General features: G+C 62.4%; 17 protein-coding genes and 1 pseudogene. 8 read left to right on the top strand and 10 right to left on the bottom strand.

Translation table 11 applies throughout. From position 1 onward, the window contains the following. Nucleotides 1–20: 20 nt before the first annotated feature. Nucleotides 21–461, top strand: a complete 441-nt coding sequence (locus QF039_RS32610; protein WP_003212919.1) for a TadE/TadG family type IV pilus assembly protein — start codon at nucleotides 21–23, stop codon at nucleotides 459–461. Beyond that, nucleotides 458–3,205 (top strand): PAS domain-containing sensor histidine kinase, encoded by a 2,748-nt coding sequence (locus QF039_RS32605; RefSeq protein ID WP_307522656.1) that lies wholly within the window; start codon nucleotides 458–460, stop codon nucleotides 3,203–3,205. Before QF039_RS32610 ends, QF039_RS32605 begins: the two co-directional genes overlap by 4 nt. Here the strand turns inward: QF039_RS32605 and QF039_RS32600 are convergent. The 5 genes from QF039_RS32600 to QF039_RS32580 all read right to left on the bottom strand — a co-directional run bounded on the left by QF039_RS32600 (nucleotide 3,202) and on the right by QF039_RS32580 (nucleotide 7,637). Beyond that, nucleotides 3,202–5,223, bottom strand: coding sequence for a pilus assembly protein TadG-related protein (locus QF039_RS32600; RefSeq protein ID WP_256346368.1), 2,022 nt, complete (start codon nucleotides 5,221–5,223; stop codon nucleotides 3,202–3,204). The genes QF039_RS32605 and QF039_RS32600 overlap by 4 nt on opposite strands. Before the next feature lie 129 nt (nucleotides 5,224–5,352). Next, nucleotides 5,353–5,910, bottom strand: a complete 558-nt coding sequence (locus QF039_RS32595) for a DUF4136 domain-containing protein (RefSeq protein WP_003212927.1) — start codon at nucleotides 5,908–5,910, stop codon at nucleotides 5,353–5,355. Between the two features lie 45 nt (nucleotides 5,911–5,955). Then, nucleotides 5,956–6,561, bottom strand: a complete 606-nt coding sequence (locus QF039_RS32590; protein ID WP_008439011.1) for a DUF4136 domain-containing protein — start codon at nucleotides 6,559–6,561, stop codon at nucleotides 5,956–5,958. 24 nt (nucleotides 6,562–6,585) lie between these two features. Beyond that, a complete protein-coding gene (locus QF039_RS32585) occupies nucleotides 6,586–7,335 on the bottom strand; it encodes a methyltransferase domain-containing protein (protein ID WP_076017967.1) in 750 nt (249 codons plus the stop codon). Then, nucleotides 7,332–7,637 (bottom strand): MazG-like family protein, encoded by a 306-nt coding sequence (locus QF039_RS32580; protein ID WP_017478435.1) that lies wholly within the window; start codon nucleotides 7,635–7,637, stop codon nucleotides 7,332–7,334. The genes QF039_RS32585 and QF039_RS32580 overlap by 4 nt, the downstream gene beginning before the upstream one ends. Nucleotides 7,638–7,799: 162 nt before the next feature. Between QF039_RS32580 and QF039_RS32575 the strand changes: the two genes are divergently transcribed. The 3 genes from QF039_RS32575 (at nucleotide 7,800) to QF039_RS32565 (ending at nucleotide 10,205) form a co-directional block, all read left to right on the top strand. Further along, on the top strand, nucleotides 7,800–8,090 hold the full coding sequence (locus tag QF039_RS32575; RefSeq protein ID WP_003212934.1) for a hypothetical protein: 291 nt from the start codon (nucleotides 7,800–7,802) through the stop codon (nucleotides 8,088–8,090). A 301-nt stretch (nucleotides 8,091–8,391) separates the two neighbouring features. Further along, nucleotides 8,392–8,694, top strand: coding sequence for a DUF6124 family protein (locus QF039_RS32570; protein ID WP_087693105.1), 303 nt, complete (start codon nucleotides 8,392–8,394; stop codon nucleotides 8,692–8,694). A gap of 164 nt (nucleotides 8,695–8,858) precedes the next feature. Further along, complete coding sequence (locus tag QF039_RS32565; protein WP_003217292.1) at nucleotides 8,859–10,205, top strand: MATE family efflux transporter; 1,347 nt, start codon at nucleotides 8,859–8,861, stop codon at nucleotides 10,203–10,205. On the opposite strand, the gene QF039_RS32560 is transcribed toward QF039_RS32565, so the two are convergent. The 5 genes from QF039_RS32560 to QF039_RS32540 all read right to left on the bottom strand — a co-directional run bounded on the left by QF039_RS32560 (nucleotide 10,189) and on the right by QF039_RS32540 (nucleotide 15,511). Beyond that, nucleotides 10,189–11,052, bottom strand: a complete 864-nt coding sequence (locus QF039_RS32560; protein WP_307522647.1) for an alpha/beta hydrolase — start codon at nucleotides 11,050–11,052, stop codon at nucleotides 10,189–10,191. The genes QF039_RS32565 and QF039_RS32560 overlap by 17 nt on opposite strands. A gap of 181 nt (nucleotides 11,053–11,233) precedes the next feature. After that, nucleotides 11,234–13,147, bottom strand: coding sequence for an arginine decarboxylase (gene speA / locus QF039_RS32555; protein ID WP_003217295.1), 1,914 nt, complete (start codon nucleotides 13,145–13,147; stop codon nucleotides 11,234–11,236). 212 nt (nucleotides 13,148–13,359) lie between these two features. Beyond that, nucleotides 13,360–13,731: a translation initiation factor Sui1 gene (locus QF039_RS32550; protein ID WP_003217297.1), complete on the bottom strand. Its 372-nt coding sequence runs from the start codon at nucleotides 13,729–13,731 to the stop codon at nucleotides 13,360–13,362. Nucleotides 13,732–13,904: 173 nt separating this feature from the next. Further along, nucleotides 13,905–14,441 carry an NUDIX hydrolase gene (locus QF039_RS32545; protein ID WP_008439015.1) on the bottom strand — a complete coding sequence of 179 codons (537 nt, stop codon included), beginning with the start codon at nucleotides 14,439–14,441 and terminating at the stop codon, nucleotides 13,905–13,907. A gap of 2 nt (nucleotides 14,442–14,443) precedes the next feature. Then, entirely contained in the window at nucleotides 14,444–15,511 is a 1,068-nt protein-coding gene (locus QF039_RS32540; RefSeq protein WP_003217301.1) for a DUF2333 family protein, read from the bottom strand. A 274-nt stretch (nucleotides 15,512–15,785) separates the two neighbouring features. Here QF039_RS32540 and QF039_RS32535 point away from each other — a divergent pair, with 274 nt between their 5' ends. The 3 genes and pseudogenes from QF039_RS32535 (at nucleotide 15,786) to aroQ (ending at nucleotide 20,190) form a co-directional block, all read left to right on the top strand. Beyond that, the gene (locus QF039_RS32535) at nucleotides 15,786–17,456 is read left to right on the top strand and encodes a PleD family two-component system response regulator (protein WP_307522642.1); all 1,671 of its coding nucleotides are present in this window, start codon (nucleotides 15,786–15,788) and stop codon (nucleotides 17,454–17,456) included. 1,519 nt (nucleotides 17,457–18,975) lie between these two features. Beyond that, a pseudogene (locus QF039_RS33870) lies at nucleotides 18,976–19,470 on the top strand (methyl-accepting chemotaxis protein); the annotation flags it as partial. 264 nt (nucleotides 19,471–19,734) lie between these two features. After that, the gene (gene aroQ / locus QF039_RS32525; RefSeq protein WP_003217307.1) at nucleotides 19,735–20,190 is read left to right on the top strand and encodes a type II 3-dehydroquinate dehydratase; all 456 of its coding nucleotides are present in this window, start codon (nucleotides 19,735–19,737) and stop codon (nucleotides 20,188–20,190) included. Nucleotides 20,191–20,212: the final 22 nt, after the last annotated feature.

Genomic DNA, 20,212 nt, shown 5'->3' with positions numbered 1-20,212 from the left:
GTAGTCAGGGTAGACGAGTCATGAAAAAAGGCCTCGCTAAAAAGCAAAAAGGTGCCGCCGCGCTGGAGTTCGCGATGGTCTTCATGATTTTTTTTGCCATTTTTTATGGCCTGGTCAGCTACAGCTTGCCGTTATTGCTGATGCAGTCCTTTACCCAGGCCGCCGCCGAAGGCGTAAGACGTAGCGTCGCGCTGGACCCCGCCACGCCTGGCTACGTCACGGCACTGCCGCTGCAGGCCGTCAGTGCGGCGCAGGCACAACTGGCGTGGATCCCCTCCCAGTTCAAATTCCTTCCCGGGTACGTGACGGCCGTCTACAACTCGTCAGGCGTGTTGACGGTGTACATCAACTACCCGACGTCCAGCCTCCAAAGTGTGCTGCCGTTCCTGGTACTGCCAGGCATCGGTACCGTCCCCGCCCTGCCTCCCATGCTGTCCGCCCAGTCGAGCATGCAGTTTTGACCTCAGGCGATAAACTCTTCGGCCGCCTGCTCGGACGCGGCAACCAGCTGCCTGCTGACGCACCGGCAGCGATCCCGGCAACCGCCGCGTTGTTGTTCTACCTGGACGCCCAAGGCCGCGTAATGGATGTCCATGGCCCGCTTCGCCATCGACTCGAACACCCCGCTGCGCAACAGCAACAGGCACCCTCGCTGCTCGACTACCTCACTGCGGCGAGCCGCCTGGTGATCGAGGGCACGCCCAGCGACTGGCAGGGGCAAAGCCTGGACCTGGAGCTCAAGGGGCTCGCCGGGCAAACCCTGCATACCCGTGGCTGGGTTCAACCCGAAGGCAAGGGCTGGCTCCTGCAATTGCTGGACATTGGCGACCTGATTGCCCATCGCCAACTCACCCAGGTGCGCGAACACAATCAACGGGTGAGCGACCAGATCAGCGAGCAACTGCGGGTCTGCAGCCTGGTGCGCCTGCCCGAAGTACTGCAAGACACTCTGCAGGCTATTTCCCAGCACTGGCACATCCCCTGCGTCGCCATCGCCTTGTTGGATGAGCAGGGCCAGGCGTGGTGCATCGAGGGCTGTTACACCGCCCACGATGCGCCGGTACTCTGGAGCAACGGCCAAGCCCTGGGCTCCAGCCTCGACAGCCTGGGCGGCACGGCGCCAGTGAGCCTGGAGGTAAACCGTGGCCACAGCGAACACCCACGCCTGCAAGGCCTGTTTGGCAATACCGATGGTTTTCTGGTGCCCTACCGCGACGGCCTGGGCGTGGGCGCATGGCTGCTGTGCGGGGTGTATCACCGCCAGGAACACACCAGCGACCGTGACTGGTTGCAACTGACCGCCGCCCTCGCGGCACCGCTGCTCGGCCGCCTGCGCGAACTGCGCCATCAACAGCAGCTGGAACGCCTCGACGCGCTGCAAGGATTGCTCGGCACCGGCTGGTGGGAGCTGTCCCCACACACTGAAGACCTCGAACTCGCCCCACCGCTGCTGCACACCCTGAGCCAAGGCGAGGCCATCACACAGCTGTCGCTACCCATGTGGCTCAAGCTGATTCACCCTGCCGACCGGGAAGAACTCGCCAGCCGCCTGCAAGACCTGAAGACCCTGGGCAAACCGCTGTCCACCAGCGTGCGCCTGCAACGTGCCGACGCGGCGCTTAACCCCATCTGGTATCGCGTGCAGGGGCAAGCGTTGGGCTCGGGTGAGCATCGCCGCCTGGTAGGCTTCATGCTCGACATCAGCGACATAAAAAACCAGGAGCAACAGGCCGCCGCCGCCCACGCACGCCTGGATAACCTGATCGCCAGTTCCCCGGCTGTGATCTATGTGCAGCGCTACGTCGAGGGCACGCTGCAACCGGTGTTCTTCAGCGACAGTTTGCTGCCGCTGCTTGGCCGCACCCTGGCCGACTTCACCCCGGCGACGCTGAACCAGTGGATCCACCCCGAAGACCGCGACCTCTACTTCGACCGTACCCGCCAACTGCTGCGCGAAGGCAGCGTGCGCAGTCGCTACCGGGTGCTCGACACACAGGGCAATTACCACTGGCTGCTGGATGAAGCCCGGCTGCTGCGCGACGACCTCGGGTTGCCCGTGGAAGCCGTGGGCCTGTGGCTGGATGTGACCGAGACGACCCTGGCGGCGCAACGGGTCAAGGAAAGCGAGGAGCGCTATCGAATCCTCGTGGAAGACTCCCCGGCCATGATCTGCCGCTACCTTCCGGACCTGACCCTGACCTTCGGCAACACGCCCCTGGCCAACTACATGGAATGCCTGCCTGGACAGCTGCCGGGCATGAACCTCAGCCAATGGTTGTCGGACGAACAACACGAGGCGTTTGTACTGCGCATCCGCCAGCTCACCCCGGAATTCCCGGTGAGCACCGCCGAAATCAGCCTGCAACTGCCGGGGCGCACACATGCCTGGTGGGTGTGGTCGGACCGGGGCGTGTTCGACGAACAGGGCCAATTGCAGGAAGTGCAGGCCGTGGGCCGCGACAACACCGAAGTGCGCCGCTCCCAGCAGCAACTGACCCAAAGCGCCAAAATGGCCACCCTCGGCGAAATGGCCACCGGCCTGGCCCACGAGATCAACCAGCCGTTGAATGTGATGCGCATGGCCATCGTCAACGTGCTCAAGCGCTTGAGCAACGGTGATGCACAAATCGACTACCTGACGGAAAAACTCCAGCGTATCGACTCCCAGGTCCAGCGCGCAGCCCGCGTGGTAGACCACATGCGGGTGTTCGGCCGCCGCTCGGAAGTCGAACAGCAGCCCTTCAACCCGGCGCAGGCGGTGGAAGGCACCCTGTCGCTGCTCAGTGAAGGCATGCGCGGCAAAGGCGTGGACCTGCGCGTGGCACAGCTAGACGTGACGGTGCAGGTCAAAGGCTATGTCGACCAGCTGGAGCAGGTGCTGATCAACCTGATGGTCAACGCCCGCGATGCCCTGCTGAGCAAACGCGAGCACGACCGCGACCTGCAGCCGTGGATCTCGGTGCAGATCGAGCACGACAGCCGCCACGTACGCATCTGGGTCGAGGACAACGGCGGCGGGATTGACCCGCGGCTGCTGGAGCGGATTTTCGAGCCGTTCTTCACCACCAAGCCGATTGGCGTGGGCACCGGCCTCGGGTTGTCGGTGAGCTACGGCATTGTCGAGAACATGGGCGGCCGGTTGAGCGTCGCCAACAGCGAGCATGGGGCGAAGTTCTGTGTGGAGCTGCCGGTGGTTGAAGCCTAATTCACCAGGGCCGCTTGCCCATGCGGCCGGCAACTGAGGTTGGCGCCCACTTCCACCGCGTTCAGGTTAACCCCAAGGTTCGACAACAGGCTGTTCACCACCGGGTCCAGAATAGGGCTGAGCACTCCGCCAATCACGGTGCCCAAGGTGCTGTTGAGCCCGTTTAGCACTGTGCCCGCCGTCGTCAATAACCCTCCCAGCAGATTGAACCCCGTTGGCTTGTAGACCTGGAACTGGATACCGCTCAACGCGTTACTGATCGCGCTGAGAAGGCTGGCTGTCGATGAGGCGTAGTACTGCGGCGGCAGGTTGATTTCCGGCGGCTGAAGGTACGTGTGGGGGGGCAAGGCACTTGTCGCAGCGCCCACCGGACTGTTGACGCTCAAGCCCAGGCCGCCCCCGTAAAACGCTTTACGGGTAGACGGATCACAAGTGGTAGGCCCCAGGCCCAGCAAGGGTTTGAAACAGGTAATGGATCCGATATCCACCACCGGCACTGGAGGAATCGGATTAAGGGTGGTGTTGCTGTTGAACGCGTTGATCAGTTGCGGGCTCTGGCCAATTTGCACGGTAACGATCGAGGCATTGGTCTGGGTGGTCAGGGTCTTGGTAGCGTCGCTGACGCAGGTAAATCCGGTGACATAGCTTTCAGCCGTGCCCAGTTGAAGGACCACATCTATCCTGGCGGCCGGCGGGTTTGAGGATGACGACAGCACCTGCAAATTCGTCATCTGGCAATAACCACCCAGTACACACAGCACCGAACTGATGGTTCCTCCCAGGTTCAAGCTCAACAAGTTGTTCAAAACGTCCGAAAGCGGCCCGACCAAGCCGTTCAGGGCGGCCTGCACCGCGGGAGAGTCCAGCGGTGGCAACCCTAACGTCAGGCCGACACTGATCTGAGCCGTTTTTACGTAAATGCGGGTTGCTGAAGTTTTATCCACGGCAAACCGCGGATCGCCAATAGCGGACAACTGCGGTGGCTGAATCACCTTGACCTGAACACCTGCATTCACCAGGCCCGGAATATTCACCGGGATGGTCGCCACCACCCCGTTCTTGGTATTGGCCAATTGCACAAAGGCTTCGGCCAGCTGGAACACATTCAGGCTGGTGTTCAGCCCCGCCGACACCGCCCCCGTTTGCAGCTGCAGCAGGCTGCCCAGGGTGACATCAAGGTTGCCGATTATCGCGTTGATACTGGTAAGACCGCTGACCGCCACGCTGGCCGTATTGCCTCCGGCACTGAGCACCGTAATGGCTGCGTCGACCAGTTGACTGATCTTGACCGTCTTGGTCAGCAGTTGATCGTAGGCTCCGGCCGTGACGCCCACGTTCAACGCCAACTGGTTGAGGTAGCTGAGCAAGTTGATGTTGGTGTCTACCAGGCCCTGCCAGCCTGCCACGCTCAGGTTCAGTGAGCCGCCCAAGAGTTGGCCGAACAACAGGTTCAGTGCTGCTGATTTGCTCGAGTCCACGGTGACCAGGGTCGATTTGATCGTCAGTTGCGCCTGAGGCGGCAGGATCTTCGGCGCCGCCACCGCGACGGCAGACAACTGGGTGTTGAAGTTGTAGCCGCTACCACTGAACAACGCCCAGACCCCCCCGGCAACGCTGGTCATGATCGGGCGCGAGGCAGTCACCTGGATGGCATCGGTCTTGGTCGCGTCTGCGGAGAACACCCGCTGGTTGGTGGCGCCGGTGGTCAGCACGCCGCATTTCACTATCAGGGCGTTTGCCGGCGGGATGACATAACCGTTGCGCACTGCGCTGGCACGGGCATAGGTGGGCGCGGTATTGGTGGCGGGCAGGCAATCCCCCTTACGCTGCACTGCCTCCAGTGCCGCCATATCGGCAATCCCCTGCAACTGGCGTTTTTCCAGGTACAAACGGCTGCTATCAACCACCAGCAACATGAATACCAGCACCATGCCCAGGGTCAAGACCGCCACCAAGCCAACCGCACCGCGCTGCCTTGCAGGCCCGGCGTGGTGACCGGAACGAAGTCGAAGAGACATCGAGCACTCCTTTGCCGGCACACTGCCGAGCGCTTACTCTCCTGTGTTGCTTGGGAGTGTAGTCAAGAGCGGCGGGGGCTGCAGGCCAGTCGCCATAGATCGACGACTGGCGGAGGGCTGATCAGGCGATCAATGCGGCGGGTAGTTGGAAAGCACCTTGGTCACCGTGGCACGAATAGCGGCACTGCGGTCTTGGGGTTCAGGCGAGCTGGCGAGGATCTGCTCATCGCTGCCACGCCACACCAGCTTGCCATCCTTGCCGTCGAGCAAGTCAATCTGGATGGTCGCAACCTTGTAGGTGATGTTGCGGGTTTCGTTATACATCGGCGCGCCCCAGTAACCATTCCACGGGCCGCCCCAGGCGCCGCCGTAATTGGTGGTGACTTGTTGCTGGCGGTCCTCGACGATCAGGTAGGTCTGCACATTCAGGTCAGCCTTGGTGCCCGGCGCGGCAGGACGCAGGCCACGCTGGTCGAGCTGCTCGCCCACGGCCTGGCGGATGCGCTGTTCGGTGAGGTCACTCTTGATCCGTGGGTCATCCGGGCGGTATTGCAGCGCGGGCTCTTTCCAGCTCCAGCTGCGGTAGGCGCCAAAGTCCCGGCTGGCGTCGAAATCATGGTTGACCTGGCTGGTCTGGCAACCGCCCAGCAACACAACAACAGCAAGTGCAGCAATACGACGAAGCATGGTTTTTCTCCAAAAGACAATCCGGGCCTGAGATGAGAATAGCTGCTAACTGGGCGGGTAGGCAGTCATTGCCTTTTGCATCGCCTCACGCAGCGAGTCGGCGCGCTCGCTGAGGCTGCCCTGGCTCGTGGTTTCGGCGCTGGTGCTCCATACCGGCTGCCGGGTGCGCGCGTCGAACAGGCTGATGCGCGCCACGGCCACCGTCACTTCATAAGTGCGTACCACCGGCACCGTGTTGTACATGCCGTAGCCATTGCCATAGCGGTTATAACCGCCGTAACCATAGCCATAGTCGTCCTGGACCTGGCGCAGGCGTTTTTCCAGGCGCACGTCGGCGCTTACCAGCAGGTCGGGGGCGCGGTTGTCATGCAAGGGGCGCAGGCCGCGCTGGTCGAGGGCGCCGCTGACCGCCTCGGCAATCTGCGCCGAATCGGCCCAGGCCGAGCCCGCCGGCAGCTGGTTGTTGAGCCAGGCCCAACTGCGGTACGCGCCGTAGTCGCGCACCGGCGCCGGGTAGGCGCTGGCATCAAAGGTGTTGGCCGCCTGGGCAGGCGCCGGCGGCATCGGGGCAGACGCCGCCACATACGGGTTGGGGCTTTGGCAACCCGCCAGGCCCAGGCCCAGCAGGATCAGTCCAAGACAGCGCTTCATTTCGACCTCCGCAGACTGGGCCGCTTAAACCGGACGGCAGATCCAGTGCAAATAACGCCCAAGTCCGGCAAAGCTTGGGTGACGACGGTGTGCGAGCTCCATCTCCAACAAATCCTGCAACTCGGCGCGGGCCTGGAATTCCACCGGCATATAGTCGTGGAACACCCGCACGCCACTTTGGGTTTCGACCTGCCACAGGCCCTCTAGTTGCGTCGCCAACTCCCGTGGGTCCAGGGGTTGTTGCGGCGTGAGGCTCTGCTTTTCGCCGGCCATATCGTTCTTGCGCATTTTGCGGAAGTGGCCTTTGAGCAGGTTGCGGTAAATCAAGGCATCGCGGTTATAGAAGGCCAGGGACAGCCAGCCACCGGGCGCGGTCAACTGGTGCAGCACCGGCAGGATCGCATGGGGTTCGGCCAGCCATTCCAGCACGGCGTGGCACAGCACCAGGTCGTAGGGCTCGGTGAGTTGGCCCAGCAGGTCCTGCCAGGGTGCCTGAATGAAGGTGGCGGTCTGCCCGGCTTCGGCGAAACGCTGGCGGGCGCCTTCGAGCATCGGCTCGGCGGGTTCGGCCAGGGTTACATCGTGGCCGCGCTCGGCCAGCCACAGCGACATATGGCCCAGCCCCGCGCCGATATCCAGTACCCGCAACGGGCGGTCCGGCAGCGCTTCAATCAGATCGGCCTGCAGCACCGCCAGGCGAATCGCGCCCTTGGCACCGCCATAGATCTTCTCGGCGAAACGGGTGGCCAACTGGTCGAAATGACGGTCGCTCATTTGGCAAACCGCCGTTCGCTGTCGGCCAGCTTGGCCTGTACCACCTGATCCATGTCCAACCCCAACTCACTGCACAACAGCAGCAGGTACAGCACGATGTCACCGACTTCCTGGCCGGCATGGGCGAGTTTGTCGGCGGGCAACTGGCGCGACTGGTCTTCGCTCAACCACTGGAATATCTCCACCAGCTCGGCCATTTCAACGCTGGCGGCCATGGCCAGGTTCTTGGGGCTGTGGAACTGCTTCCAGTCGTTGGTATCGCGGATGCGGTGCAGGCGTTCGGTGAGGTGATCGAGGTTCATGGGGGGCTCCTGAAGGTGTATAGCTTCGGGCGCAAGCCGCGCGAAGGCAAGTGAATCCCTGCGGCCCGTAAACCTCTATGCTAGAAGGGAACTAGCTTGGGCCAATAACGAACAAAGGCTCAGGTTCGGCAGCTACGCCCACCGTCTTATCAGGACACACACATGCAAACAGACTTTTTCGGATGGCTGGGTCTCAAGATCGGCCAGATCATCCACTTTATCGTCGAGTTGTTCAGCGGGCTGTTCAATACCCTGTCCCACGCGGGCGGCGACTTTGTCGACGGGCTGTCCAGATCCTTGGGGATGGACACCTCGATCATCAGCATCCTCATGCTGATTATCGGCCTGATGCTGTTGTACTCGGCGGTGCGCGCGTTTATGCGGGCTTCGATCATCATGGGGATTATCTGGTTGATGCTCGGGCTCTGGGTGCTCAGTTGGGTGGTGCATTAATAAAGGGCCAGCAGGGTAAATCCCTTTAATTTGAGGGACGTTTCCGAGACAATCTTTCGGCCTTGTGCCTGTTGGGATGGGTGGCTAGTCTTCGGCCCTTCACTGCATATCAGTGATCGGGTTTAGTCGCCCGAGTTCAGACAGGCGCATGTCTCCCATGAGGTTTTATGGTGGCTGTGCGCAGGGCACCTTCGGGTGCGCCGGAGTTTTCCTGTCTGACCGGTCGACTAACCTGCGTATAGCCGCCACCCTTCGTTTAGTCGCGACAGGGCCGGCTCCTTCTGCAGACAGGAGCTACACGATGAATAAGGTTGTCCCCGATCCACCCAGCGACCTCCTCAACGACCGCGCCGCCTTCAATCGCGCGCTCGAACATTACCTGCCATCCCAAGGCTTCCACACCATCAACGAAGACCTGAGCTTCGAAGATTCCCTGCTCTACACCGCCAGCTTGCTGAGCAGCGCCTCGGCGACTGCGCTTGATTGCGGCGAGCTGCTGGAGAGTCCACAGCGGGCGAAGATCCTGGCGGTTTGGCACTTGCTGGAAATTGCCAAGACCACCGTCGACCGCTCCATCGAATGCCTGCACCCGCGCAAAACCTGACACTACGCGGTCAAAAATGTGGGAGCGGGCTTGCTCGCGAAAGCGGTGGATCAGCCAATACATCCGGCGACTGACACACCGCTTTCGCGAGCAAGCCCGCTCCCACATTGGCCCTGCGGCGCAGCTAATGGACAGTTACACTACCGCTCCCCAAAGGAGCCCGCATGACTTCCCTGCTAACCGACTGGCGCGACCGCCCCACCCACCGCCGCGTGTGGGCCCTCGCCGCGCCGATGATTTTGTCGAACATCTCCGTACCACTGGTGGCGCTGGTGGACAGCATGGTCATCGGCCACCTGCCCCACGCCCACCAACTCGGCGCCGTGGCCGTAGGCGCCAGCCTGTACACCTTCCTCGCCTGGGCCATGGGTTTCCTGCGCATGGGCTCCACCGGCTTTGCCGCCCAGGCCGCCGGGCGCGGTGACGGGGCCGCGCTGCGGCAGATTCTGTTGCAGGGGCTGTTGCTGGCGCTGGGCCTGGCCATAGTGCTCGGCAGCATCGGCATTCCGTTAAGCGGCCTGGTGCTGGACTGGATGCAGCCCTCGCCCGAACTTAACCAGCTGACCCGCGAATTCTTCCACACCCGGCTCTTCGGCCTGCCCGCAGCGCTGGCCAGCTATGCGCTGGTGGGCTGGTTCCTTGGCACCCAGAACGCCCGCGCGCCGCTGGCGATTCTGCTGACCACCAACCTCGTGAACATCGCGCTCAACCTGTGGTTCGTGCTGGGCCTGGATTGGGGCGTGGTCGGCTCGGCCCGCGCCTCGGTGATCGCCGAATGGACCGGCGCCCTGCTCGGCCTGGCCCTCACCCAAAAAGCCCTGCGCGCCTACCCCGGCCATATCGCCTGGGCCGCGCTCAAGCTGTGGCAAAGCTGGCGCCCGCTGCTGGCGGTGAACCGCGATATTTTCATCCGCAGCCTGGCCCTGCAATCAGTGTTTTTCATGATCACCGTGCAAGGCGCTCGCTTGGGGGATGCCACGGTGGCGGCGAATGCGCTGCTGCTCAATGGTCTGTTGCTGACGGCCCACGCCTTGGACGGACTGGCCCACGCCGTGGAAGCCTTGTGCGGCCACGCCATCGGCGCCCACGACCGCCAGGCCTTGCGCCGCTCGCTGGTGGTGGCCTGTGGTTGGTCGTTGCTGGCGAGTATCGGCTTCGCGATCCTGTTCGCCGTGTTCGGCCACCTGTTTATCGCCATGCAAACCGATATCCCGAGCGTGCGCGAAACCGCCGACATCTACCTGCCCTACCTCGCCGTACTGCCGTTGATCGCCGTGTGGAGCTACCTGCTGGACGGCCTGTTCATCGGCGCCACCCGCGCCCGGGAAATGCGCAACGGCATGCTGCTGACGGTGGTGATTGTGCTGCCCTTCGCCTGGGCCTTGCAGGGCCTTGGCAACCACGGATTGTGGATAACCTTCCTGCTGTTCATGGCCCTGCGCAGCCTGACGCTGTGGGCAATTGCCTGGCGCCTGAACAAACAGGACCGCTGGCTCACTGGCCCGGCGTGAACGTGATAAACGCCGTGACCCGGTCCAACACGGGCGCCAGCCAGCGCAGCGGCCGGGACATCGACGCCACCAATGTGGCGTGGCTGGTCCTGGTGAAGTAGAACTCCTCCACCGGCACACCCGCCGCTCGCAGCTTTTTCGCCAACCCGCCGGTGTTGCGCTTGGGGTTGACCAGATTGTCGTCCACCGAAGCAATCAACAGGCTGGGGGGTGCGCTTTGGCTCACGTGGTTGATGGGTTGGGAATCGGGCGGCGAGTCCGGGTAGAAGAACACCGGGCGCACATCGCGGTTTTCAATCGGCAGGAAATCATACGGCCCGGCGAGGCCGATCCAGCCCTTGAAGACTGACGGCGACAGGCCGACCCCGGCCAGCCACTGCGGGTCCAGCGCCAGCATTGCGGCGTTGTAGGCACCGGAACTGTGGCCCATCACATACAGCTTGCGGGGATCGCCGCCGTATTCGGCACTGTGCTGATACGCCCACGCGACTGCTTGGGCGCCGTCCTGCAAAAACCGTGGGTAGCGTACTTGCGGGTAAAGCCGGTAGTCGGCGATCACCACCACGATGCCGCGCGAGGCCAGGGCTTCGCCGACGAAACCGTAGTCATCCTTTGAGCCGCTGTTCCAGCTGCCGCCATAGAAAAACACCACGACGGGCGCGTCGGGCAAGGCGGTGACGGGGCGGTAGATATCGAGTTTCTGGCGGAGGTCATCGCCGTAGGCGAGGGAGGAGGTTTTGGTGAAGGTGCTGGTGGGGGTGAGTGCGTTGAGCACTTTGATCGGGGAGCAGGCTGCGAGCAGCGTCGCGATGGCAAGGGTGAACACTTGCAGGAGCTTTTTCGACATTATTCAGGCCCTATAAAAACTGCAGGACTTGCGGCGATCCAAATGTGGGAGCGGGCTTGCTCGCGAAGGCGGTGTATCAGTCTGCACATGTATTGACTGACACACCGCCTTCGCGAGCAAGCCCGCTCCCACACTGGATCTCTGTCACATTGAGATCTTTGTCAGCCTGGAAGCGGTGTCCTTACGAGGACAGGTACGACGAACGCGTCAAACCAAGACGCAACGCATCCAGGAACTGAGTCCGCTCCGCCGCCGTGATCTTCGCGCTGGCGCACTTGTCACGGTAGTGAGTCATCAACTCCTCCGGCGACAAGTGCACGTAGCGCAGCATGTCTTCGATGGTGTCGTGGGTCTCGATCCCGGCGCTGTACACCGAACCGTCGTCACGCTGGTAGATGTTCACCGAGTCGGTGTCACCGAACAGGTTGTGCATGTCGCCGAGAATTTCCTGGTAGGCACCCACCAGGAAGATCCCCAGCAGGTAGTCCTCGCCTTCTTTCACAGCGTGCACCGGCAAGCTGGTCTCGATGCTTTGCTCATCCACGTATTGCTTGATCTTGCCGTCGGAGTCGCAGGTCAAATCCTGCAGCACCGCACGGCGCAGCGGCTCTTCGTCGAGGCGATGCAGCGGCAATATCGGCAGCACCTGGCCGATGGCCCAGGTGTCCGGCAGGCTCTGGAAGACCGAGAAGTTGCAGATGTATTTGTCGGCCAGCTTGTCGTTGAGTTCGTCCAGCACCTGGCGGTGGGAACGCTGGCGGGCTTTCAGCGAGTCGTGCAGGCGGCGGCAGACGGCGAAGTAGCATTGTTCAGCCAAGGCCTTCTCGGCCAGGGTGATCTTGCCGTCGGCGTACTGGGTCGCCACGTCGCTCATGTAGTGAGTGGCGCGCCAGTAGGTTTCGGTGACCATTTCAATGTCGGTCGGGCCCAGCAGGTCCACCAGCCATTGCACGGTTTCCGGCAGGCTTTCCTTGTTCTCGATCAGCGGCACGTCGTCGTTGTGCTTCTCGACGTCGGTAACTTGCACCACCAGCATGGCGTGGTGGGCGGTCAGGGAACGGCCGCTCTCGGAGAAGATGTTCGGGTGCGGCAGGCTCTGCGCGTCGCAGAATTCCTTGAGCATGCCCACGACCACGCCGGCGTAGTCGTCCATGTCGTAGTTGATGGAGCTGGCGTTACGCGAGTGGGTACCGTCGTAGTCCACGCCCAGGCCGCCGCCCACGTCGATGTGGTCTACCGGCAGGCCGAGGTTGCGCAGTTCGCCGTAGTAACGAATGGCTTCCTTGAACCCGTGCTGGTAGTCGGCCAGGTTGGCGATCTGCGAACCCATGTGGAAGTGCAGCAGGCGGATGCCCTGGTCCAGGCCCGCCGCGCGGAAGCGCTCGACCACCGACAACAATTGCGCCGCCGACAGACCGAATTTGGATTTCTCGCCGCCGGTGTCCGCCCACTTGCTCGACGCCAGGGACGACAGGCGCACCCGCAGGCCGACCTGAGGCTTGACCTTGAGGTTGGCGGCTTCTTCGATCACCAGGCCGACTTCGGATTCTTTCTCGATCACGATGAACACGTTGTGGCCCAGCTTCTGGCCCATCAGCGCGAGGCGGATGAACTCACGGTCCTTGTAACCGTTGCAGACGATGGTGCCGCCTTTCGGCGCCAGGGCCAGCACGGCCAGCAGCTCGGGCTTGGAGCCGGCTTCCAGGCCAATGGACACGTCCTGGGTGGCGATGATGTTCTCGATCACCGCTTCCTGCTGGTTCACCTTGATCGGGTACAGCGCGGTGTATTTGCTCTGGTATTCCAGGCGCTCGATATTGGAGTCGAACGCGCCGGTCAGCTGGCGCACGCGGTCTTGCAGGATGTCGGGGAAGCGCACCAGCAACGGCAGGGACAGGCCGCTTTTGCGCAGCTCGTCGACTTGCTCGTACAGGTCCACAGGCGTGCTGTTCGGGCCGTTCGGACGGACTTCAACGCGACCGGCATCATTGATCGCGAAATACCCGGCCCCCCAATGGCGAATCCCGTAAACACTGCGGCTGTCCGCAACTGTCCATTGGCTGCCATCGTCTTTGCGTGTGCGTCGTACGGACATCGAAGTCCCCTATAAATGAAGTCGAAGTGCACCGGCCTGATCAGAGGCTGGCGCAGTCTAAAGAATGAAAATGACGATTTGCCTGTGAGAGGGGTAGACCCCACTTGCAGGACAGAGTTTAGACACCGGTCAGGAACAGGCTCTGTGAAAACCATGGAGACGACAGTTCGCGTTCAGCCAGCGGGCTATCGGGGTGGTTTTCACAGAGGCTGCTAGCCGCCGGATTTCTTCGCCTTGTAACCCAGCTTGATCAGCTCGGCCAACAGCAACTCGACGTGGTCGCCCTGGATCTCGATCACGCCGTCTTTCAGGGCGCCACCGGTGCCACAGCGCTTTTTCAGCGTGGTGGCCAGTTCCTTCAAGGCTTCTTCGGCCAGGGGCACGCCAGTGATGGTGGTCACTGTCTTGCCGCCACGGCCCTTGCTCTCGCGACGAACGCGGGCAATACCATCGCCTTCGGGAATCAGGGTTGTTTTGCAGGTACAAGCGTCCACGGGCTGGCGACAGTCCGGGCAGTGTCGACCTGCGTCGGTGGAAAATACCAGGCCACCAAGGGCGGCGAAGGATGCGGCTTTTTTGGCCACCGGCAATCCTCTTGGGAGGACAAAGACTGATCGATGGGGTCATCGACCGCGAAGCCCCACTCAGGCAGGGGCAGCGCTACTGAACCGCGAGAGCGGTTCAGCCTGAAAAGTCGCGCAGTGTAACGGCAAAAACGCCCCTTGCTAAGAGCCAAATGGCGCCAATTTATGCAACTTTAGCGACGCAGGGCCAAATAACGACGCAACCCTTCCTGGGCATCCGGGCAATAGGGCTTTTGCTCGGCCTCCTGAAGCACCGTCGCCAGGGGCAGAAAGCGCGCTTCCATGACTTCTTCCGGCTGGATTCGCAGCGGCCCGTCCCACACGGCCGAGAACGAGGTGCACCAGAGCCGGCTGTCGCCGTCTTCGAAGTAGAAGTGATCGTGGGCGGTCAGTTCGACGCCGCTGACGCCCAGCTCCTCTTCCAGCTCACGGGCCGCCGATTCGGCATAGGACTCGTGGGCCGCCACCATTCCGCCCGCCGCCGTGTCCCAGAAACCCGGGTACATGGCTTTGCTCAGGGTGCGCCGGTGCACACACAGCTCACCGGCCGAGTTGAACAGGAAAATAAAGGTGCAGCGCCCGATCAGCCCGCGCCGGCGCAGATCGGAACGTACGAGGCTGCCGAGCAGGTTGTCCTGCTCGTCGACCCAGGCAATCAGTTCGGCGTCGGAGGCGGCGCGGTGCGCTGCCTCCCTGGTGGAAGCGTCCATCATCAACCCTGGTTCAGGAGCTGACGCAGGTCGATCACTGCAGCGTTGGCCCGGGAAATATAGTTGGCCATGACCAGCGAATGGTTGGCCAGGATGCCAAAGCCACTGCCGTTGAGAATCATCGGGCTCCATACCGGCTCTTGCGAAGCTTCCAGCTCACGAATGATCTGGCGCACGCTGACGGTGGCGTTTTTCTTGGCCAGCACATCGGCGAAGTCGACTTCAATGGCGCGCAGCAGGTGCGACAGGGCCCAGGCCTGGCCGCGGGCTTCGTAGAACACGTTGTCGATCTGCATCCATGGGGTTTCCACCACTTCTTCGTCGACCTGCGGCACTTCACCCGGCGCCAGCGCTTCGGTTTTCAGCGCGGTGTTGAGCTTGACCCGACCCACACTGGCCGACAGCCGTTGCGACAGCGAACCCAGGCGGGTCGCCACATCACCCAGCCAGTTGTTCAAGTTGTCGGCACGTGCATAGAACAGCGCGCCTTTTTGATTCGGGTCGGACAAGCGCGCTTCGTAGCGGCTCAGGGAATTGATGCCTTCCTGGTATTCCGACTCGCTGGACGGCAGCACCCAGCTCTTGTTGTCGAAGTTGAAGCGCGGCTCGGCCTTGGCCAGGTCTGCGTCTTCCGCCGACTGCGACTGGGAGCGGGCGAAGTCCTTGCGCAGGGCACGGGTCAGGTCACGCACCTGCACCAGTACGCCGTACTCCCAGCTCGGCATGTTGTCCATCCACAGGCCCGGCGGGAAACGGTCGTTGGAAATGTAGCCACCCGGCTTGTTCAGCAGGGTGCCCACCACCGTCTTGAGGGTTTCGACGGTGGTAAAGCCCACCACCATCTGCTTGCCATCCTTCTCGGCGGCAATTTGCGCATTCTGCTGGACCGGGAACAACGCAGGCTCTTCGCTCCAGTACCAACCCAGGGCACCGGTGACCAACAGGTACAACGCAACCAGCGAGAGCAACGCGCGGCTCATCAGCAGGTTACGGAAATAGCTGCGGGGGGCCGACTTGGTTTCAGGGGCCGGGCCCTTTGCACTGCCTGCGCGGTTTTTCCAGTCCAGCATGGCGATATCCTTTCAATCACTTGAGTTCAATAGCTACGACCACAACCCTACCCCATCGTGCCGAGCATTGCGGCGCTTTTAGTCGGGGTGGCGCAAGTGCGCGGCTCGACTATAAAGGATGCACGCTGTTTACGCCCGCGCGACTGCATGGTCGATAAATGAATCTCTGCGACCTTGCAGTTAATTGACGTATGACACTCGTGCAACGGAAAAGAGGTGCTAGCATAGAGCCATCAGTTCGACCTCAGCATGCAGCCTAACTAGTAGTCAGGATATGACCGAGCCAGAAGACCCCAGCCGTGAGCGTCTCAAGCACCATTTTGCCCAGCGGGTAATTCATCAGGCACGTCAAATTCTTGAGATCTGGCAGCGCCTGCAACGCAGCGAATGGTCGACCGCCGACTTGACCGAACTCGGCGAGGCCAACCTGCGCCTGCTGCGCTTTGCCGAACGCTTCGAGCAGCCGGAGCACGGCCAACTGGCGCACCAGATCGGCGCTTCACTCAAGGCGGTGGACGACAACCGCGGCCGCCTGAGCAGCCACCTGATCACCGAACTCAACCGTTTGATGCAGCGCCTGTCGCGCACCGGGCTGCGCCAGGGCGACCAGCTGGAACAAACCCTGCTGCCGCCGATGCGCAAGCCGATCTACGTGATGCTGGCCGATCACGACCGCGCCGACCGCCTGGCCAAGCAGCTGGAATTTTTCGGCTTGAGCGCCCAGTCCCTCGACAGCGTGGCGGCGTTTCGCTCATCCATGGCCGAGCGCTTGCCGGCGGCCATTGTGATGGATGTGGATTTCTGCGGCACCGGCCTGGGCCTGAAGCTCGCCGCCGAAGCCCAGGAAGGCCTGGAGCAAAAGCTGCCGCTGCTGTTTTTCAGCCTGCACGAAACCGACACCCCAACCCGCCTGGCCGCCGTGCGCGCCGGCGGCCAGGAGTTCCTCACCGGCACCCTGGAGGCGTCGAGCCTGCTGGAAAAAATCGAAGTGCTGACCTGCGTCGCCCAGTACGAACCTTATAAAGTGCTGATCATCGACGACTCGCGGGCCCAGGCCATGCACACCGAGCGCCTGCTCAACAGTGCCGGTATCGTTACCCGCACCCTGATCGAACCGATCCAGGCCATGGCCGAGCTGGCGGACTTCCAGCCCGACCTGATCATCCTCGACATGTATATGCCGGCCTGCACCGGTACCGAGCTGGCCAAGGTGATCCGTCACAATGACCGCTACGTCAGCGTGCCGATCATCTACCTCTCGGCCGAAGACGACCTGGACAAGCAACTGGACGCCATGAGCGAAGGCGGCGACGACTTCCTCACCAAACCGATCAAGCCCCGGCACCTGATCACCACCGTACGCAACCGCGCCGCGCGGGCACGCAACCTCAAGGCGCGGATGGTGCGCGACAGCCTCACCGGGCTGTACAACCACACCCACATCCTGCAACTGCTCGAAGACTGCAGCTTCCGCGCGCGACGCGAGAGCAAGCCGCTGAGTTTTGCAATGCTCGACATCGACCACTTCAAGCGGGTGAACGACAGCCACGGCCACCCCATGGGCGACCGGGTGATCAAGAGCCTCGCGCTGTTTCTCAAGCAGCGCCTGCGCAAGACCGACTATATAGGCCGTTACGGCGGCGAAGAATTTGCCATCGTGATGCCCGACACCGACCTCGACAGGGCTTGCCAAGTACTTGACGAGATTCGCGGGCGCTTTGCCGAGATTCACTATCCCGCCCAGCCCCAGGATTTGTGGTGCACGTTCAGTGCCGGCGTGGTGGAGCTGTGTGATGGCTCCGACAGCCTGATGATGGCGGCCCAGGCCGACGAGGCGCTGTACCGCGCCAAGGATGCCGGGCGTAACCGGGTGATGTCGGCGCGTGCATCAAAGCAAAGTGCCACCTTTTCACCGGAATCCACCGAATCCGTCATAACTCTGTAATGGAAACGCAATAACTTCAGGCACTTACTTCTGCTGTCGGTTGAAACCACGCATGCGCCTGAAGCTGCTGACGAATCTGAACACCCTCCTTCTGGTCGCCGTTTGCCTGGCCCTGGGCGCTACGCTCTGGTGGTCGCAACGTGCCCTGGAACGGCCTTACCTGCTGATGGAGCGCTACCTTGGCCTGTCGCAGACGTTCCAGAACCAGGCCGCGCGCAATATCGACGATTACCTCGCCAGCGGCGACGCCCTGCGCCTGAGCGGCGCCAGCCAGAGCCTGGAAAACCTGTTACAGCAGCTGGATGAGTTACCCGCAGAGCTGGCGCAAAACCTGCGTCCCAGCCTTGCCGACCTGGACACCTTCGGCAAGACCGACCTGCTGGCCGCCGGTAAGCTGGCCGGCGACCCGCAAGCCCTGTTGCTGCAAGCCGAACGCGAACTCGGTGCCAACCTGGAGCAACTGAACCAGTACGCCAGCGGCGTCAGTACGCCCGAGGCGGCGCGCTATCTGCCGCCGTTGCTCGCTGCGTCCCAGCACCTGGCGAAACTCTCCCTGGCCCGGGACAAGCTGGTGAGCAGCGGGCGCAGCGAACTGGCCGACGATGTGGAGCGCGAAGTCAGTAATATCCGCAGCCAGGCTGACGTGCTGGGGCAGCTGCCATTACTGGGGGTGACCGCCAGCAGCGAGTCCAGTACCGACGATTTCTCGGCCATGATGGGCCTGGAAAACACTGAAAAAACCGTGGCCCAGGACACCGGCGTCGACCTCAAGCGCGAACTCAACAGCCTGCTGACCCGCTACCCCGCCGAGCTGAAACGCACCCGCGAACAAATCCAGCAACGCACCGAACTGGCCACCGCCACCCACCTGAAAATCAACGCCGTGCAGCAAGCCATCGCCGGGCTGGAGCCTGTGGTGCGCGCCCAGCACGCGCAGATCCAGGGCGAAGTGCGGCTGATGCAAGGCGTGATGATCGGCCTGATTCTGCTGATCGCCCTCTTGATCGACACCTTGCAGCGGCGCCTGGCGCGGGTGCTGACCAACCTGGCGCCCGCTTTGTCCACCTGGGCCGAAGGTGACTTCAGCCAACACATTGCCCTGGGCAAGACCAACCGCGAACTGCACGATATCGAAGAGTCCCTGAACCGCCTGCGCGCCTACCTGGTGGACCTGGTGGGCACCATCAGAGGCAACGCCGAGCAAGTGGCCGGCAGCAGCAGCGCGCTGGCGGAGTTGAGCAGCGGCATGCACGACGGGGCCGAGCGCCAGGCCGGTGATACCGCGCAGATTCGCGATTCCCTGGGCGAACTGGAAGCGACTATCCAGCAGGTCGCCGGCGACGCCAGCCAGGCTGCCGAGGCCAGCCGCAGCGCGGGCCAGGCCGTCGAGCAGGGCCAACGGGTGATCGGCCTGAGCCTGACCGGGTTGCACGCATTGGTCGGCGAAGTGCAGATAAATGCGCAGATGATCGAGAAACTCGCCGAAGAGTCCGCGACCATCGGCGGCGTACTCACGGTGATTCGCTCGATTGCCGACCAGACCAACCTGCTGGCGCTGAACGCCGCGATCGAAGCCGCCCGGGCCGGTGAAGCCGGGCGCGGGTTCGCCGTGGTGGCCGATGAGGTGCGCTCCCTGGCCCAGCGCACCGCCGGCGCCACCGCCGAAATCCAGCACCTGATCGCCGGCCTGCAAACCGCCGCCCGGCAATCGGTGGAAGGCATGCGCGCCCAGGTCGAACACGCCGAAGCCACCGCCGAGCAGGCCCAGGCGGCTGACGGCGCGCTGGATGAAATCGTCGGGGCGATCCAGACCATTTCCGACACCGCCGTGCGGATCGCCGATGTGACGGCCCAGCAAAGTGGCGCCGTGAGTGAAATCCGCGATAACAGCGAGCGGATTCACCAGCTGGGCGAGGACAACTTGCTGCGAATTGGCCAGGGACGCCGCCAGGGCGAGCACTTGCTGGTACTTGGCGGGCAACTCAATACCGCCGTGCAGGCATTCCGCGTCTGACCGGCTCTCCCGTCTTGTGAAGATCAAAATGTGGGAGCGGGCTTGCTCGCGAAGGCGGCGCACCCGTCAACGCATGTGGCGGCTGAACCACCGCCATCGCAGGCAAGCCAGCTCCCACACTGACCGGATTCAGCCTTGCGGTCACATATTTTGCGCAATCCTCGCTAATCGTGCTGCCTACTGCATAGAACTGGACAGTCACAAAGCCTTTGCGGCATAGTCGCCGGGTTCTACCGTGCCCACATCAATAACAAGGAACAGCCGATGGCGACCTTACTGGTTCTTCACGGACCCAACCTGAACCTGCTCGGCACCCGCGAACCGGGCGTCTACGGGGCAGTGACCCTCGAACAGATCAACCTCGATCTGGAACGACGGGCACGTGATGCCGGCCACCATCTGCTCTACCTGCAAAGCAATGCCGAGTACGAACTGATTGATCGCATCCATGCCGCGCGCAGCGAAGGCGTGGACTTTATCCTGATCAATCCCGCCGCTTTTACGCACACAAGCGTTGCATTACGTGACGCGCTGCTGGCGGTGAGCATCCCATTCATCGAAGTGCATTTATCGAACGTGCACAAACGCGAACCTTTCCGCCATCACTCTTACTTCTCCGACGTTGCGGTAGGAGTGATCTGCGGCCTTGGCGCCAGCGGTTACCGACTGGCCCTGGAGGCCGCCCTGGAACAGCTTGAAGACACGGCCAAGCGCCCCTGACCGACCCTTTGGGAGTTGATGA

This window comes from Pseudomonas sp. W2I6, from assembly GCF_030815935.1.
Classification (GTDB): domain Bacteria; phylum Pseudomonadota; class Gammaproteobacteria; order Pseudomonadales; family Pseudomonadaceae; genus Aquipseudomonas.
The sequence above is the reverse complement of the archived record's forward strand: the minus strand, read 5'-3'. Positions and strand labels throughout refer to the sequence as shown.

Coding starts and splice junctions, on each gene's coding strand:
- QF039_RS32610 (WP_003212919.1), top strand. CDS start 21: ATGAAAAAAGGCCTCGCTAAAAAGCAAAAAGGTGCCGCCGCGCTGGAG.
- QF039_RS32600 (WP_256346368.1), bottom strand. CDS start 5,223: ATGTCTCTTCGACTTCGTTCCGGTCACCACGCCGGGCCTGCAAGGCAG.
- QF039_RS32595 (WP_003212927.1), bottom strand. CDS start 5,910: ATGCTTCGTCGTATTGCTGCACTTGCTGTTGTTGTGTTGCTGGGCGGT.
- QF039_RS32590 (WP_008439011.1), bottom strand. CDS start 6,561: ATGAAGCGCTGTCTTGGACTGATCCTGCTGGGCCTGGGCCTGGCGGGT.
- QF039_RS32585 (WP_076017967.1), bottom strand. CDS start 7,335: ATGAGCGACCGTCATTTCGACCAGTTGGCCACCCGTTTCGCCGAGAAG.
- QF039_RS32580 (WP_017478435.1), bottom strand. CDS start 7,637: ATGAACCTCGATCACCTCACCGAACGCCTGCACCGCATCCGCGATACC.
- QF039_RS32575 (WP_003212934.1), top strand. CDS start 7,800: ATGCAAACAGACTTTTTCGGATGGCTGGGTCTCAAGATCGGCCAGATC.
- QF039_RS32570 (WP_087693105.1), top strand. CDS start 8,392: ATGAATAAGGTTGTCCCCGATCCACCCAGCGACCTCCTCAACGACCGC.
- QF039_RS32565 (WP_003217292.1), top strand. CDS start 8,859: ATGACTTCCCTGCTAACCGACTGGCGCGACCGCCCCACCCACCGCCGC.
- QF039_RS32560 (WP_307522647.1), bottom strand. CDS start 11,052: ATGTCGAAAAAGCTCCTGCAAGTGTTCACCCTTGCCATCGCGACGCTG.
- speA (WP_003217295.1), bottom strand. CDS start 13,147: ATGTCCGTACGACGCACACGCAAAGACGATGGCAGCCAATGGACAGTT.
- QF039_RS32545 (WP_008439015.1), bottom strand. CDS start 14,441: ATGGACGCTTCCACCAGGGAGGCAGCGCACCGCGCCGCCTCCGACGCC.
- QF039_RS32540 (WP_003217301.1), bottom strand. CDS start 15,511: ATGCTGGACTGGAAAAACCGCGCAGGCAGTGCAAAGGGCCCGGCCCCT.
- QF039_RS32535 (WP_307522642.1), top strand. CDS start 15,786: ATGACCGAGCCAGAAGACCCCAGCCGTGAGCGTCTCAAGCACCATTTT.
- aroQ (WP_003217307.1), top strand. CDS start 19,735: ATGGCGACCTTACTGGTTCTTCACGGACCCAACCTGAACCTGCTCGGC.